We start from the raw sequence: 13758 nt of genomic DNA, 5'->3' as shown, positions 1-13758 counted from the left end.
AGAGAATTTATCAACAATGGAAGAAGCAGCCCCCACAGGATAAGAGGAGCAGTTCCGATGAGGGTGCAGGGCAGGAGAATCTGTCGATGCTTTCCACCTGCTCGCTATTCCCACAGGCCTGCGAAATCATCCCATACATTGAATTCACGCAACAGGTCCGCCGAGGTAAGCGTTTCCCCTGATCGGACGCCGCATCCCGCAACCATATATACGACGTATGCGCGCCTTGATCGCGTCATTGCAGGGATAATCCAGCTTGGTCCACTCCAGCCGCCGCAAGCTTAAGCAAGCACCTTGCGAAAAGTCCTCAATAGATCGTGGCGGCGATGACGAGGACTGGCGAGTTGCTACGCGGCCGTACGTCCTCAGCTGCCCGCTCCCTGCGGATCCGCCGAGCGCAGTCCGGCCTCCAGCCGACCATGTGCCAAACTAGCCAGCGTGGTGACTGGGGCGGAGGGACTTGGACAGAGGATGCTGGTTGATCGATCACTGCGTCGCGTACCCATTTTTCTATGGTGGGTAGCCGGCGCAGCGCTGGCCGCTACCGCGGTCTTCGTGAGACAGCCGCCGGCGGCCCGCAACGTTCTCTGGGCCGAAGATGGGGGGATCTTCCTTCAACAGGCACTTCAACCAGGCGGTGTCAGCCTTCTTGCACCCTATGAGGGATACCTTCACGTCATCCCTCGATTGGGTGCCCTGATCATCAGTGGCATGCCGCCTGCAGCCTATGCGATCGCCATGAATGTCCTCAGTTCTCTTGCCCTCGGGCTCATCGCGGTCATGGTGTTCCATTGCGCCGAAAGTCTGGACAGCAGATTCCACGTGAGGGCAGCGCTCGCATCGATTGTCGTCCTGATCGGCGCAGGTCCTCTGGAGACCACTGGCAACTTCGCGAATCTGCACTGGTACTTGCTGTTCCTCACTCCGTGGATCCTTCTCAAACGAGCGGGGACACGGGCCGAAGCACTCTTGCTGTTCGGCGTCGCAGCGCTGACCGCCACGACGGAGATCCTCGCCGCCCTCTTTGCGCCGTTGATCCTTGTGAGGTGGAGGGATCGAGCCTACTGGCCAGCGAGGATCGGCTTGCTGCTGGGGCTCGCCTGCCAGTTCGTAGCAACGCTCGTGAGTCCGAGGACGGACAACACCCTCGAACCTGCAACCTTGACGTCCATCGTCATCGGCTGGTTCGTCAACGGCGCTGGAGTAGTCGTCTACGGCACCGGATCAGAACTGGGCAGCGTCGTCGCCAACTTCGGGTGGATGGCGCTGGTGGTGGCCGCTCTACCTTTTCTTGTGGCTTTCGGGCTGATTCTCTGGAAAGGGAACCCGCGGCACCGCCTGGCGGCTATCACGATGTTGGGGAGTTCGGTCGTGGTGTGGGTGGCCATTCAGGTCGTGAATCCAGCGCCGTTCTTCGCTTATGCGGACTTCTCGGCCCAGCAGTGGCGACAAGCCTTCCCTTCGCGTTATGCAGTACCCACCTCGATGTTCGTCCTGGCTCTCGTGCCGATCATGCTGGCGGTCCTTCCTCGGTCCAGAACCGCAGCCAAGTGGGCCCTGGTCGGGGTATTCATCACCCTGACTGCAGCTACTTTCTTCCCGTCCTATACAGCTCGTCTCGAAGGCCCGGACTGGGAGCAGGCAGTGACGCAGGCAACCGAGTCGTGCTCCGGCCAGGCGGCTGGTGGAGAAGTGGCACTGCCGATAGCACCAGCCGGCTGGTTCGCCGACGAGCTGATTGTTCCTTGCCGCAGGCTAGGGTAATAAATGGTTCCCGCTCCTTGCGGCGAGCTGGTTCCGCTGTGTGCGGAGCGGTCCGTGCGCGTTGCGCATTCCCTGATGGAAAGGTCCCGGCTGCGTGCGAGTCGTCACGATCATCCCCACCTACAACGAGATCGAGTCGCTCCCGTTGACCCTCGCCCGCCTGCGTGCGGCGGTCCCGGCGTCGGACGTCCTGATCGTCGACGACAACAGCCCCGACGGTACCGGTGATCTCGCCGACCGGGCAGCGGCGGCCGACGGGCAGGTCCACGTGCTGCACCGCACGGGCAAGGAGGGCCTGGGCGCGGCGTACATCGCCGGTTTCCGGTGGGCCCTGGCCCGGGATTACGACGTGCTGGTGGAGATGGACGCCGATGGCTCCCACAGACCCGAACAACTGCCCTCGCTGCTGGATGCGGTGGACCGGGCGGACCTGGTGATCGGCAGCCGCTGGGTGCCCGGGGGCAGTGTGGTGAACTGGCCCGCGCACCGCAAGCTGCTCTCGCGCGCGGGCAGCACCTACTCGCGCCTGATGCTGGGCCTGCCCGTGCGGGACATCACCGCCGGGTTCCGGGCCTTCCGCCGCTCCACCCTGGAGGCCCTGGACCTGTCCGCGGTGGCATCGGTGGGGTATGGCTTCCAGGTCGATATGACCTTCCGGGTCGCCCGGCAGCGCCTGACGATCGTGGAGGTCCCGATCACCTTCGTCGAGCGTGAGCTCGGTGATTCGAAGATGAGCGGCAACATCGTCTTCGAGGCCATCGCCAATGTCACCCGCTGGGGACTCGGTGCCCGCTGGGACAAACTCACCGGACGCGGCTGACCCCGGCACCCACCCGGACGCAGAAGAGGCACCCGCCACCGCGGGTACCGATCGGCCATGCGTCGTGCCGAGTAGAAATTGCCGTCAGGGACGGTCCACTGTTGCAGCTGGTACAGGCATCCACTGGTTCACGCCTTCGCCGTGACGGGCTGGTGGCTGGTTCCGGGGGCCTGACGCTCGCGGCCCCGCCGAATCGATGACGTAGGCTGGAAGGACCATGGCAGCCACTGATTTTCCCGCAGAGATCCGCGCCCTCCGGGCCAAGTACCAGTCCATCGAGCAGGTCTCCGACGTCGAGGGCATCCGCAAGGACATCGACGAACTGAGCGAGGAAGCCGGCGCACCGGACCTCTGGGACGATCCCGCCGCGGCGCAGAAGGTGACCTCGAAGCTGTCCCACCGGCAGTCCGCGCTCGAACGCCTCGAGACCCTCGAGAGCCGCATCGACGACCTCGAGGTGCTCGTGGAGCTCGCCGAGGACGAGGCCGACGAGGACTCCCTCGCCGAGGCAGAGAAGGAACTGATCTCGCTCGGCAAGTCCCTCGACGACCTCGAGATCGTGACGTTGCTGGCGGGCGAGTGGGACGAGCGCGAGGCCGTGGTCACTATCCGCTCCGGCGCCGGGGGAGTGGACGCCGCCGACTTCGCCGAGATGCTCCTGCGCATGTACCTGCGCTGGGCCGAGCGCCACGGCTACCCGACGCAGGTCCTCGACACCTCCTACGCCGAGGAGGCGGGCCTGAAGTCGGCCACGTTCGAGGTGAAGGCGCCCTATGCGTTCGGCACGCTGTCCGTCGAGGCCGGGACCCACCGCCTCGTGCGCATCAGTCCCTTCGACAACCAGGGCCGCCGGCAGACGTCCTTCGCCGCCGTCGAGGTCATCCCGCTCATCGAGCAGACGGATGTGATCGAGGTGCCGGACAACGAGATCCGCGTCGACGTGTTCCGTTCGTCCGGACCGGGCGGGCAGTCGGTCAACACCACCGACTCCGCCGTCCGCCTGACCCACCTGCCCACAGGAGTGGTGGTGTCCATGCAGAACGAGAAGTCACAGATCCAGAACCGCGCTGCCGCGATGCGCGTGCTCCAGTCCCGGCTCCTGCTGCTGAAGAAGGAGCAGGAGGACGCGGAGAAGAAGGCGTTCGCCGGTGACGTCAAGGCGTCCTGGGGTGACCAGATGCGGTCCTACGTGCTCAATCCGTACCAGATGGTCAAGGACCTCCGGACCAACCACGAGGTCGGCAACACCTCCTCGGTGTTCGACGGCGAGATCGACGACTTCATCGATGCCGGCATCCGCTGGCGGACGAACAACCGCAACGACGTAGCGTAGGACTACGCGAATACAGGGCCGGAGCACTCGTCTTGTGCTCCGGCCCTTGCGTGCGACACACCTCCGGGGGTAGTGGGCGCCGCATAGCGTGGTCGTTATAGTCGAGGAGCCGCGGCTCCCTTCCCCCAGCAAATGCCCGCGCCCGGCGCACGTCATGGGCGAAGAGTGATCATGATCAGATTCGACAACGTCACGAAGACCTACGACCAGCAGTCGCACCCTGCCCTGGATGCCGTTTCGCTCGACGTGGACCGCGGCGAGTTCGTCTTCCTCGTGGGTGCCTCGGGCTCCGGCAAGTCGACCTTCATCCGCCTGGTGCTCAAGGAGGACCGGGTGTCGCGGGGCGCGGTCTACGTGGCCGGCCAGAACGTCGCCAACATCCCGAGCTGGCGCGTGCCCCGCCTCCGCCGCGGGATCGGTGTCGTGTTTCAGGACTTCCGCCTGCTGCCGAACAAGACCGTCTTCTCCAACGTGGCGTTCGCGATGCAGGTGATCGGCAGAAGCCGCGCTGTCATCCGGGAGACGGTCCCCGACGTCCTCGCGACCGTGGGCCTCGAGGGCAAGAACAACCGCATGCCGCACGAACTCTCCGGCGGCGAGCAGCAGCGCGTCGCGATCGCGCGCGCGATCGTCAACCGACCCGGCATCCTGCTCGCCGACGAACCCACCGGCAACCTCGACCCGACCACCTCCATGGGCATCATGAAGGTCCTCGACAGGATCAACCAGAACGGCACCACGGTGGTCATGGCCACGCACGACGACGACATCGTCAACACGATGCGCAAGCGCGTCGTCGAACTCCGTAGCGGCTCCGTGGTGCGCGACGACGCCCAGGGCATCTACGTGGGCGAGGCAGGGGCGATGGCCGGGTGAGGCTCGCGTTCATCCTGTCCGAGATCGGTTCGGGCATCCGCCGCAACCTGTCCATGGTCACCTCCGTGATCCTCGTGACCTTCATCTCCCTCACCTTCGTGGGAGCCGCGGGCCTCTTCCAGCTGCAGATCGGGCAAATGAAGGGTTACTGGTACGACCGCGTCCAGGTCACCATCTACCTCTGCGTCGACAACTCCTCGGAGACGAGCTGCGCCGCGGGGCCCGTGACGGAGGATCAGCGGGCGGCGATCCAGGCCAGGCTCGAGTCCGAGCAGTTCGCCCCCTACGTCGACACCGTGACCTACGAGTCGCAGGAGGAGGCGCTGGGCCACTTCCGCGACCAGTTTGCCAACTCGCCCATCGTCGACTCGGTCACCGCGGACCAGCTCCCCGAGTCCTTCCGCGTCAGCCTCGTCGACGCCGAGAAGTACGAGGTCATCAACGAGGCCTTCTCCTCGGAACCGGGCGTGGAGGCTGTCAGCGACCAGCGGGACTTCCTCGAGGCGATCTTCCGCTACATGAACTGGGCCTCCGTCGTCGCGCTCGTGATCGCGGGCATCATGACGTTCTGCGCCATCCTGCTGATCGCGACGACCATCCGCCTCTCGGCCTTCAGCCGGCGCAGGGAGACCGGGATCATGCGGCTCGTGGGAGCCTCGAAGGCGGTCATCCAGCTGCCGTTCATTCTGGAGGGCGTGATCGCCGCCGTCATCGGCGCGGTCCTCGCGTCGGCCACGCTGTGGGGCGCCTCGCGCTTCCTGATCGACGGATGGCTCGTGAAGACCTTCCCGCAGACGGCGTTCATCTCGTCCCAGCAGGTCCTGATCCTCGTCCCGGCACTGGTCCTGCTCGGGGCAGTCCTCGCAGGACTCTCCTCCCTGCTCACCCTCCGCCGATACGTGAAGGTCTAGATGATGCCGCTGATTGCCACGGGACGCGTGCGCCCGGCAAAAACTTGGTGGGCCCCACAGGACAGGCGGGCCTTCGTGGTCCGCGGTACGGCGGGCAGCTCCATCGCCCTCGTCGTCGCACTCGCCCTCGGTTTCAGCACGCCCGTGGTCGCGGACGAACTCGAGGACCGCAAGAGCGCCCTCGAGAACGAGGTGGCCGAGGTCCAGCAGTCCATGGAGTACCTCGACTCCGACATCGCGGAGACCATCGGAGCACTGAGGACCTATCAGGGCCAGCTGCCCGCTGCCCAGCAGGCGCTTGCTGACGCGCAGGGCAGGGTCGACACGGCCGCGAACGACGCCGAGGCCCTCGCGGTCCGCGTGGACCTCGCGCAGGAGACCCGGAACAAGATCGCCGAGGAACTGCGCTCCGACCAGCAGAAGATGGACGAGACCCGGGAGGTGATTGGCCGGATCGCCACGGAGGCGTACAAGAGCGGTGGGGTCCCCACGAACGTGTCCCTGCTCATGGGCGCCGAGAACGTCGAGGACTTCACGGAGTCGATGGACATGGTGGACCAGGCCCTGCGCAGCCAGAACGCCGCGATGGAGCGGCTGTCGGAGCAGAACGCGACCAACGCGAACAGCCAGGCACGCCTGGTCGCCGTCGAGGCCGAGATCACCAGGCTGAAGGAGAAGGCCGACGCCGCCCTCGCGGCCGAGCAGTCGGCACGCGACACGGCTGCCGCCGAGAAGGGCAAGGTGGACAGGCTCGTGGCCGACACCTCGGCGCTGTCCGCCAAGCTGCAGGAGCAGAAGCCTGTCATCGAGGCGAAACTCGCCGGCGTCGAGGCGGCCCAGCAGCAGGTCAACGCCGACATCGCCGAGCGCCAGCGCCGGATGATCGAGGAAGCCCGTAAGGCGGAGGAGGCGCGGCAGAAAGCCGAGCAGGAGCGGCAGAAGGCCGAGCAGGAGCGCCTGCGCGCCGAGGCGGAGGCGGTGGCCGCGGCAGAGCAGGCCCGACTCCAGGCGGAAGCCCAGGCTGCCGCCGCCGCGGAGACGGCGCGACGCGAAGCCGAGGCCGCGGCGGCCAATCGCCCGGCTCCGGCCCCCGTGCAACCCCGGGTGGTCGCGCCCGTGGCGCCCGTGATCCCGCCTGCACCTGCGCCGGCACCCGTGTCGGCGCCCTCCGGTCCCAGTGCGTTCGGCCTGCGCGCCCCGGTGAACGCGCCGATCAGTTCCGGCTTCGGGTGGCGCGCGACGCCGGTCGGCACCATCGATTTCAACGGCACCGGCGGTTACGTGCACACCGGCATCGACTACGGCGTGGGCTGCGGGACCCCGCTCTACGCGCCAGCGGCGGGGGAGGTCTGGTACGCGGACTCGAACGTCCTTCCGGGTGCCGGGAACCGGATCGTCATCAGCCACGGCGTGGTGGGGGGCAACGCGCTCGCGACCAATTACTACCACCTCACGAGCTTCCTGGTCTCGGCGGGCCAGCGCGTGAGCGCGGGTCAGCTCATCGGTCATACGGGCACCACGGGGAACTCGCAGGGCTGCCATCTGCACTTCGAGACGATGCTCAACGGCACGCTCGTGGACCCGATCGGATTGTTCTAGGTCGTAGGATGGAAGGCACTGTCCACCCGCGGACCGCCGTCCGCAGCAGTGCCGCAAGAAGGAGAGTCGCCGTGCCGAAGGAAAGTGGCCGGAAAGTAGTGGCCACCAATCGGAAGGCCTTCCACGACTACGCCGTGCTCGACACCTACGAGGCCGGCATCGCGCTCATGGGTACCGAGGTGAAATCCCTGCGTGCTGGGCGCGCCTCGCTCATCGACGGCTACGCGATCTTCTACGGTGACGAGCTCTGGCTCGAGGGCATCCACATCTCCGAGTACTCGCAGGGCAGCTGGACCAACCACGCCGCCCGGCGCAGGCGGAAGCTGCTCCTGCACCGTGAGGAACTCACGAAAATCTCCCAGAAGATCCGCGAGTCCGGGTTCACCCTCGTACCCCTGCAGCTGTATTTCCTCAACGGCAGGGCCAAGGTGGAGATCGCCGTCGCCCGAGGCAAGCGCGACTACGACAAGCGCCAGACGCTGCGGGAGAAGCAGGACAACAGGGAGGCGCTGCGGGCCATGCGCGAGAAGAACCTCGGCGCGTGAGCGACGTCTTCTGGGAAGCTCAGGAGCAGGAGGAGCCCGAGGCCTCTGAGCTGGCGTACCGGCGTCCCTGGTGGGTGACGGTGGGGGCGGTCGTGGACCTGATCCTGCTGCTCGTGGTGGTGCCGGTCGGCGTCCTCTCCCTGATCCCGTTCGTCTTCCTGGTCTACGTCTACTTCGCACAGCTGCTCGTCTGGATCTCGCCCGTGCTGCTGGCCCTGAACGTGGCCATCTTCTGGTGGAGTTTCCGCCGGAAGCAGGCGGCGACCACCGCCCTCGCGGGCCTCGGCATCGCCTTCGTGACCCTCGCCTTCGTCGTCGTCCGGCTCTGGCAGGCGCCGATCGTCATCCTTGGCTTCACCCTCGCGCAGTAGTCCTGTCACCGTTCTTCAGGAGCGAATCCCCTCCGGTAGGGCCCGACGTGCGGTAGACTACTGGAGTCGGTAGGCCGGTGGGCCGTCCGATCCAGGAATCACTTGATAACTGAACATGGGGATGACAGGTTTCGACGATGTTAGTCGCGACAGGGGAAGCGGGCCGAGGATACAGGGTTATCTCGTAAACGCTCCTTGTAAAACAATAAGTGCCGAACAAAAGCGCACTGACTTCGCTCTCGCTGCCTAAGCAGCCTGACTAGTCCGTCAGCCCGGGTTTGCTCTCGCCCCGGATACTGGCGTCATTTAGAGGGCCACTGCTCCCGGTTCTCGTTGTAGGGACCGGGGGGACTCTTATACAACTGGGCTTGGCAGCCACTCGTTCGCACGATGGCTGAAGCCGAGAAAAACCGACGCGAACTGCGCCCGGAGAAGCCCTGACTACACTGCATCGGACGCGGGTTCAATTCCCGCCATCTCCACCACCCACGAAGCGCTCCACCGGTCTCCGGTGGGGCGCTTCGTCGTATGCATCGAGGACGGCGCCGCCCTTGTCGCCGCGATTGCGGGCGCCTACCCTTGAGCAGACCACCGAGTTCCAGGGGACACCATGAGGCGCACCGTTGCGTACCTGCTCGCCGTGATAGTTTCCGTGCTGCTCCTGGCAGGTTCCGTCGTCACGGCACCCGCGAGCCAGGCGGCCACGGCGATCGACGAGAGATATGCACAGCTCGGCGGGGCAACCGGTCGCCTCGGTGCCCCGACATCCCCGGAGACCTGCGGACTGCGTGACGGCGGCTGCTACCGCAACTACGAGCAGGGCGCCATCGTGTGGTCACCCTCCACGGGAGCGCAGCCGTCGTGGGGTGCCATCCGCGGGATGTGGCGCGCCTCCGGCTTCGAGAACGGACGGCTCGGTTATCCCACCACGTCCGAGGTGTGCGGACTGCGTGACGGCGGCTGCTACCAGAACTACCAGGGCGGGGCGATCATCTGGTCGCCGGCGACCGGAGCGCGGCTCTCGGTTGGCGCGATCCGGGCTGCCTGGGCGTCCACGAACTTCGAGAACGGACGGCTCGGCTACCCGACCACGGACGAGGTCTGCGGACTGCGCGGCGGCGGCTGCTACCAGAACTACCAGGGCGGGGCGATCATCTGGTCGCCGGCGACCGGAGCGCGGCTCTCGGTCGGCGCGATCCGGGCTGCCTGGGCGTCCACCAACTTCGAGAACGGCGCCCTCGGCTACCCGGTCACCGACGAGTCGTGCACCGGAGGCGCGTGCAGTCAGTCGTACCAGCGCGGGGTGATCTCATGGTCTCCGGGAGGCGGAGCGCAGATCGCCCGCGACATCGACGTCGCATCGTCCCCGGTGGTGGTCGTCAACAAGAAGCGTGCGCTGAATCCCGCACGCTACACCCCCGATCCCCTCGTGGCGGTGGAAGGTTTCCTGCTGCGCAGCGACGCGGCGCAGCAGTTCACCCGGCTGCTCGCCGATGCAAGGGCCGGAGGGGTCGCGATGGTGCCGGTCAGCGGCTACCGGTCGTACGACACGCAGGCCTCCCTCTATGCCTCCTACGTCAACCAGTACGGGCAGGCGACGGCGGACCTCATCTCGGCACGCCCCGGACACAGCGAACACCAGACCGGCCTCGCCGTCGACATCGGCAACGGCGACGGGGCGTGCGGACTGCAGGAATGCTTCGCGGGTACGCCGGCGGGGGCATGGGCAGCCCAGAACGCCTGGCGATACGGATTCATCATCCGGTACCCGCAGGGCCAGACCCCGGTGACCGGGTACGCGTACGAGCCCTGGCACCTGCGCTACGTCGGCACCACCATCTCCTCCGAGATGCGCGCCCACGGACTACCGACGCTCGAGCACTACATGTCCATCCCGGCGGCGCCGTCCTACTGACCGGTCCCCGACGGGGCGCCCGCGCGAACTACACTGGGGCAATGAGCTGGACCGACAGGCCGCCGTCGTGGCTCCCGCCAGTGCCGCCGCCCCACAGGGGCCGCGCTCTGATCGTGCTCGGCTGGCTCCTCGTCGGCGGCACGTTCATCTACATCTTCGTCATGAGCTACCTGGGCGGCACGCACACGCTCTACACGCTGATACCCCTCATCCTCGGCCTGCTGTGCCTCATCCTCGGCCTGCTGCGGCGGGACACCCGCGAGCGCTAGACGCGTTGCCCGGTTATTACTTTCGCGATAGAAATAATCAATGACCTTCGAACCCCTCCACCTCGCGCGAGGCGGCACCAGCGTGGTGCTCGAGCCCCATCCCTCCGGTCTGCCCGTCCTCACCTACTGGGGCCCGCAGCTCGGCGAACTCGCGGGGGAGGAGCTCGAGGCACTCACGGCGGCGCAGCGTCCACAGCGCGTCTCCGGCGGCATCGACGTCCCGGCGCGGCTCACCCTCCTGCCCCTCGAGTCGACCGGCTGGCAGGGCACCCCCGGCCTGACCGGCGACCGTTCGGGTGCGCACCTCTATCCGCGTTTCACCGTCACCTCGGTGAGTCGCTCTCCCGGGGCGGCAGCGGTGGTCATCGGGGCGCGCGACGACGACGCCGGACTCGCGCTGAGCGCGCACGTGGGCCTCACAGCATCGGGCCTGCTCACGCAGCGCCTGGTGCTCACCAACACGGGCGACGACGACTACGAGGTGCGGTCGCTCGCGCTCTTCTTCCCGCTGCACCACACCGCGGCCGAGGTCCTCGACACGACGGGCCGCCACCTCCGTGAGCGCTCGCCGCAGCGCCACACCCTGACCGCCGGCACCTACGCGCGGACGAGTCGGCGCGGACGCCCCGGGGCGGACGCGACGGTGCTCCTGGCCGCCGGGGCACACGGCTTCGGCTTCGAGCACGGCCTGGTGCAGGGCATCCACCTCGCATGGAGCGGCAACCAGCAGGTCCTGGCGGAGAAGAATCCCGCCGGCCCGGCGTTCCTCGCCGCGGGGGAGGTGCTCTCGCCGCGGGAGGTCCTGCTGGCCCCCGGGCAGAGCTACGCCACGCCGGAGGCCCTCGGCTCGTGGGGGAACGGGCTGAACGAGCTCGCCGGCCGTTTCCACCGCGACCTGCGCTCGCGTCCGTCACACCCGCAGCGCCCCCGGCCGGTGACCCTCAACACCTGGGAGGCCGTGTACTTCGACCTCGATCTGCCGCGCCTGCTGGCCCTCGCGGATCGGGCCGCCTCCCTGGGCGTCGAACGTTTCGTCCTCGACGACGGCTGGTTCCGTGGGCGGCGCGACGACGCCTCGAGCCTCGGCGACTGGTACGTCGACGGGACGGTCTGGCCTGCGGGGCTGGCCCCGATCATCGACCACGTGCGGGGACTCGGGATGGAGTTCGGCCTGTGGTTCGAGCCCGAGATGGTCAACACGGACTCGGACCTCGCGCGGGCCCATCCGGAGTGGATCCTGCAGCCCGAGGGACGCCTGCCCCTGCCAGGGCGCCAGCAGCAGGTGCTGAACCTCGGGAATCCCGACGCCTACGCCTACATCCTCGAACGCCTCGACGACATCCTGTCCTCCAACGACATCGCCTACGTGAAATGGGACCACAACAGGGACCTGCTCGAGGCGGCGGACGCACGGACGGGACACGCCGCCGTGCACCGGCACGTGGAGGCACTGTACCGGCTGCTCGACGAGCTGCGGCGGCGCCACCCCGGGCTGGAGATCGAGAGCTGCGCCTCGGGCGGGGCCCGCGTGGACCTCGGCATCCTCGCCCGGACGGACCGCATCTGGACGAGCGACTGCATCGACCCGATCGAGCGGCTCGTCAACCAGAAGTACACGGGACTCGTCGTGCCGCCCGAGCTTCTGGGCATGCACGTCGGCGGCCCGGTCTCGCACTCGACCGGCCGCGCCCACACCCTGCCGTTCCGGGCCGGTACCGCTGTCTTCGGGCACTACGGCATCGAGTGGGACATCTCCGACCTCACGGACGGGGAGTACGAGGTGCTCGGCCGGTACGTCGGACTCCACCGGGCGTGGCGCGCGGACCTGCACCGCGGCGCCGTCGTGCATGCCGACCTGACCGACCCTGCGATGGACCTGCGGGGGATCGTTTCCGAGGGCGGCCGGCGGGCGCTGTTCGGGTACTCGCTCACGGGCTCGAGCGCGAGCTACCCGCCCGGTCCGCTGACCTTCCCCGGGCTCGACCCGGACACGCTCTACGCGGTGCGGCCGGCAGTACCCGAGGAGGGGCATCCCGGGAACGGGCAGTCACCGCTCGCCTGGCTGCAGGCGGCGCTCGACGGCGCACCGCTCCGCCTGACCGGCCGGACACTGGCGCAGGTGGGCCTCCAGGCGCCCGTGCTGCTCCCCGAGCAGACCCTGCTCATCGAGCTCCGCGCCGTGACCGCTGGGATCGACGCCGGTCTTCCCTGATCCGTTCGCTCCGCCCGCCCGACCGACCCGGTCACGGCCGGGAGGTGAGCGTCCGCCCGTAGAGGGACAGCAGCGACTCCAGGCCGCCGTCGCGCATGGCACGCCGCTGGCGCTCCGCACCCGTACCGCGCTCCGCCATGGTCTCGAGCCCCGCCCGGACCCACGCGGTATCGCCCTCGGCCTCGAGCGCGGCGCCGACGTAGTCGAGGAAGGCCGCGAGGTGCCGGCGTGCGGGCACGGGCTCCGCCGTCGCCAGATCCACGAGCTGGCGTTCCATGCCGTCCCGCGCCGCCTGCCACAGGGCGGCGTCGAGCAGTTCGGGATCCGGCACGAGGGGCGCGGTGTCCGCCTCGGCGTCCTTCAGTGCCGTGACCACGAGCGCCCGCGTCAGCGCCCCGAGCAGGACGGAGTCCTCCGCCTCGAGCTGCACGTCGCACGCCCTCAGCTCGAGGGTGGGGTAGCGGTCGGAGAGCCTTGCCACCCAGGTGAGGACCCCGCGGTCGAGGATCGCGCCGGTGGCGCTGATGGCGCTGATGCGGCGCTCGTAGTCCGCGGCGTCCGCGAAGTAGGGAGCCACGCCCTGGACGGCCCAGCGGCGGTAGTGCACCACCCGCCAGCTGCCGAACCCGCTGTCCCTGCCCAGCCAGTAGGGGGAGTTCACGCCGACGGCGGTGAGCAGGGGGATCCACGGGCGGATGCGGTTCAGGGCCTGCACCCCACGCTCCTGGTCGGGGACACCGACGTGCACGTGCAGGCCGTTGACGAACTGGTCACCCACGATGCCGGGTGCGGTGGCCCGCAGGTCCTCGTAGCGCTGCTTGTCGGTGAGCTCGGGGTAGGCCTGACGGATCCACGGGGCCGTCCCGGTCGCGGCACCGATCGTCCCGGCATGTCCGGCAGCGTCCGCGAACGTGCGGCGGAAGGTCCGGAGGGACTCCTCGGCCTGCCCGAGGGTCTCGCACACGGGCGTCGCCGTCTCGATCTGGCACGACAGGAGCTCGCGCTGGACCTCGTCCTCGCTGATCCCCGGGACCGCCTCGAGGAGCTCCTGCACCTCCGTGGCACGGTGGGCGGGCAGCCCGGACACCGGTTCGAGCAGCAGGTACTCCTCCTCAAGGCCGAGAGTGGTCATCGGGAACTCCT

The 13758-nt window shown here is 67.9% G+C and carries 12 protein-coding genes and 1 other RNA gene; 12 read left to right on the top strand and 1 reads right to left on the bottom strand.

Translation table 11 applies throughout. The features are described from left to right. Positions 1-471 precede the first annotated feature (471 nt). From ACX80N_RS12270 to ACX80N_RS12215, 12 genes are all read left to right on the top strand, one after another. A complete protein-coding gene (locus ACX80N_RS12270) occupies positions 472-1764 on the top strand; it encodes a hypothetical protein (protein ID WP_459339603.1) in 1293 nt (430 codons plus the stop codon). Positions 1765-1858: 94 nt separating this feature from the next. Further along, entirely contained in the window at positions 1859-2584 is a 726-nt protein-coding gene (locus ACX80N_RS12265) for a polyprenol monophosphomannose synthase (protein ID WP_459339602.1), read from the top strand. Between the two features lie 217 nt (positions 2585-2801). Continuing rightward, complete coding sequence (gene prfB, locus ACX80N_RS12260; protein ID WP_105030164.1) at positions 2802-3917, top strand: peptide chain release factor 2; 1116 nt, start codon at positions 2802-2804, stop codon at positions 3915-3917. Positions 3918-4088: 171 nt separating this feature from the next. After that, positions 4089-4793 (top strand): cell division ATP-binding protein FtsE, encoded by a 705-nt coding sequence (gene ftsE / locus ACX80N_RS12255; RefSeq protein WP_105030201.1) that lies wholly within the window; start codon positions 4089-4091, stop codon positions 4791-4793. Next, positions 4790-5704, top strand: a complete 915-nt coding sequence (gene ftsX, locus ACX80N_RS12250) for a permease-like cell division protein FtsX (RefSeq protein WP_105030165.1) — start codon at positions 4790-4792, stop codon at positions 5702-5704. The genes ftsE and ftsX overlap by 4 nt, the downstream gene beginning before the upstream one ends. After that, positions 5705-7303, top strand: coding sequence for a peptidoglycan DD-metalloendopeptidase family protein (locus tag ACX80N_RS12245; protein ID WP_459339601.1), 1599 nt, complete (start codon positions 5705-5707; stop codon positions 7301-7303). It abuts the gene before it with no gap. 71 nt (positions 7304-7374) lie between these two features. Continuing rightward, a complete protein-coding gene (gene smpB / locus ACX80N_RS12240) occupies positions 7375-7848 on the top strand; it encodes an SsrA-binding protein SmpB (protein ID WP_105030166.1) in 474 nt (157 codons plus the stop codon). Then, positions 7845-8219: a hypothetical protein gene (locus ACX80N_RS12235; protein WP_459339600.1), complete on the top strand. Its 375-nt coding sequence runs from the start codon at positions 7845-7847 to the stop codon at positions 8217-8219. The genes smpB and ACX80N_RS12235 overlap by 4 nt, the downstream gene beginning before the upstream one ends. A gap of 117 nt (positions 8220-8336) precedes the next feature. Then, positions 8337-8704, top strand: a transfer-messenger RNA (tmRNA) gene (gene ssrA / locus ACX80N_RS12230). A gap of 125 nt (positions 8705-8829) precedes the next feature. Then, positions 8830-10134: a D-alanyl-D-alanine carboxypeptidase family protein gene (locus tag ACX80N_RS12225; RefSeq protein WP_459339599.1), complete on the top strand. Its 1305-nt coding sequence runs from the start codon at positions 8830-8832 to the stop codon at positions 10132-10134. Positions 10135-10175: 41 nt separating this feature from the next. Beyond that, the gene (locus tag ACX80N_RS12220) at positions 10176-10403 is read left to right on the top strand and encodes a hypothetical protein (RefSeq protein WP_157940094.1); all 228 of its coding nucleotides are present in this window, start codon (positions 10176-10178) and stop codon (positions 10401-10403) included. A 40-nt stretch (positions 10404-10443) separates the two neighbouring features. After that, complete coding sequence (locus tag ACX80N_RS12215; protein WP_459339598.1) at positions 10444-12615, top strand: alpha-galactosidase; 2172 nt, start codon at positions 10444-10446, stop codon at positions 12613-12615. A gap of 31 nt (positions 12616-12646) precedes the next feature. Here ACX80N_RS12215 and ACX80N_RS12210 read toward each other — a convergent pair whose 3' ends face one another. Then, on the bottom strand, positions 12647-13747 hold the full coding sequence (locus tag ACX80N_RS12210; protein ID WP_459339597.1) for a carboxylate-amine ligase: 1101 nt from the start codon (positions 13745-13747) through the stop codon (positions 12647-12649). Between the last annotated feature and the right edge of the window lie 11 nt (positions 13748-13758).

Source organism: Arthrobacter sp. MDT2-16, from assembly GCF_054510925.1.
Note: the sequence above shows the minus strand (reverse complement) of the source record. Positions and strands in the feature narration are given on the sequence as shown.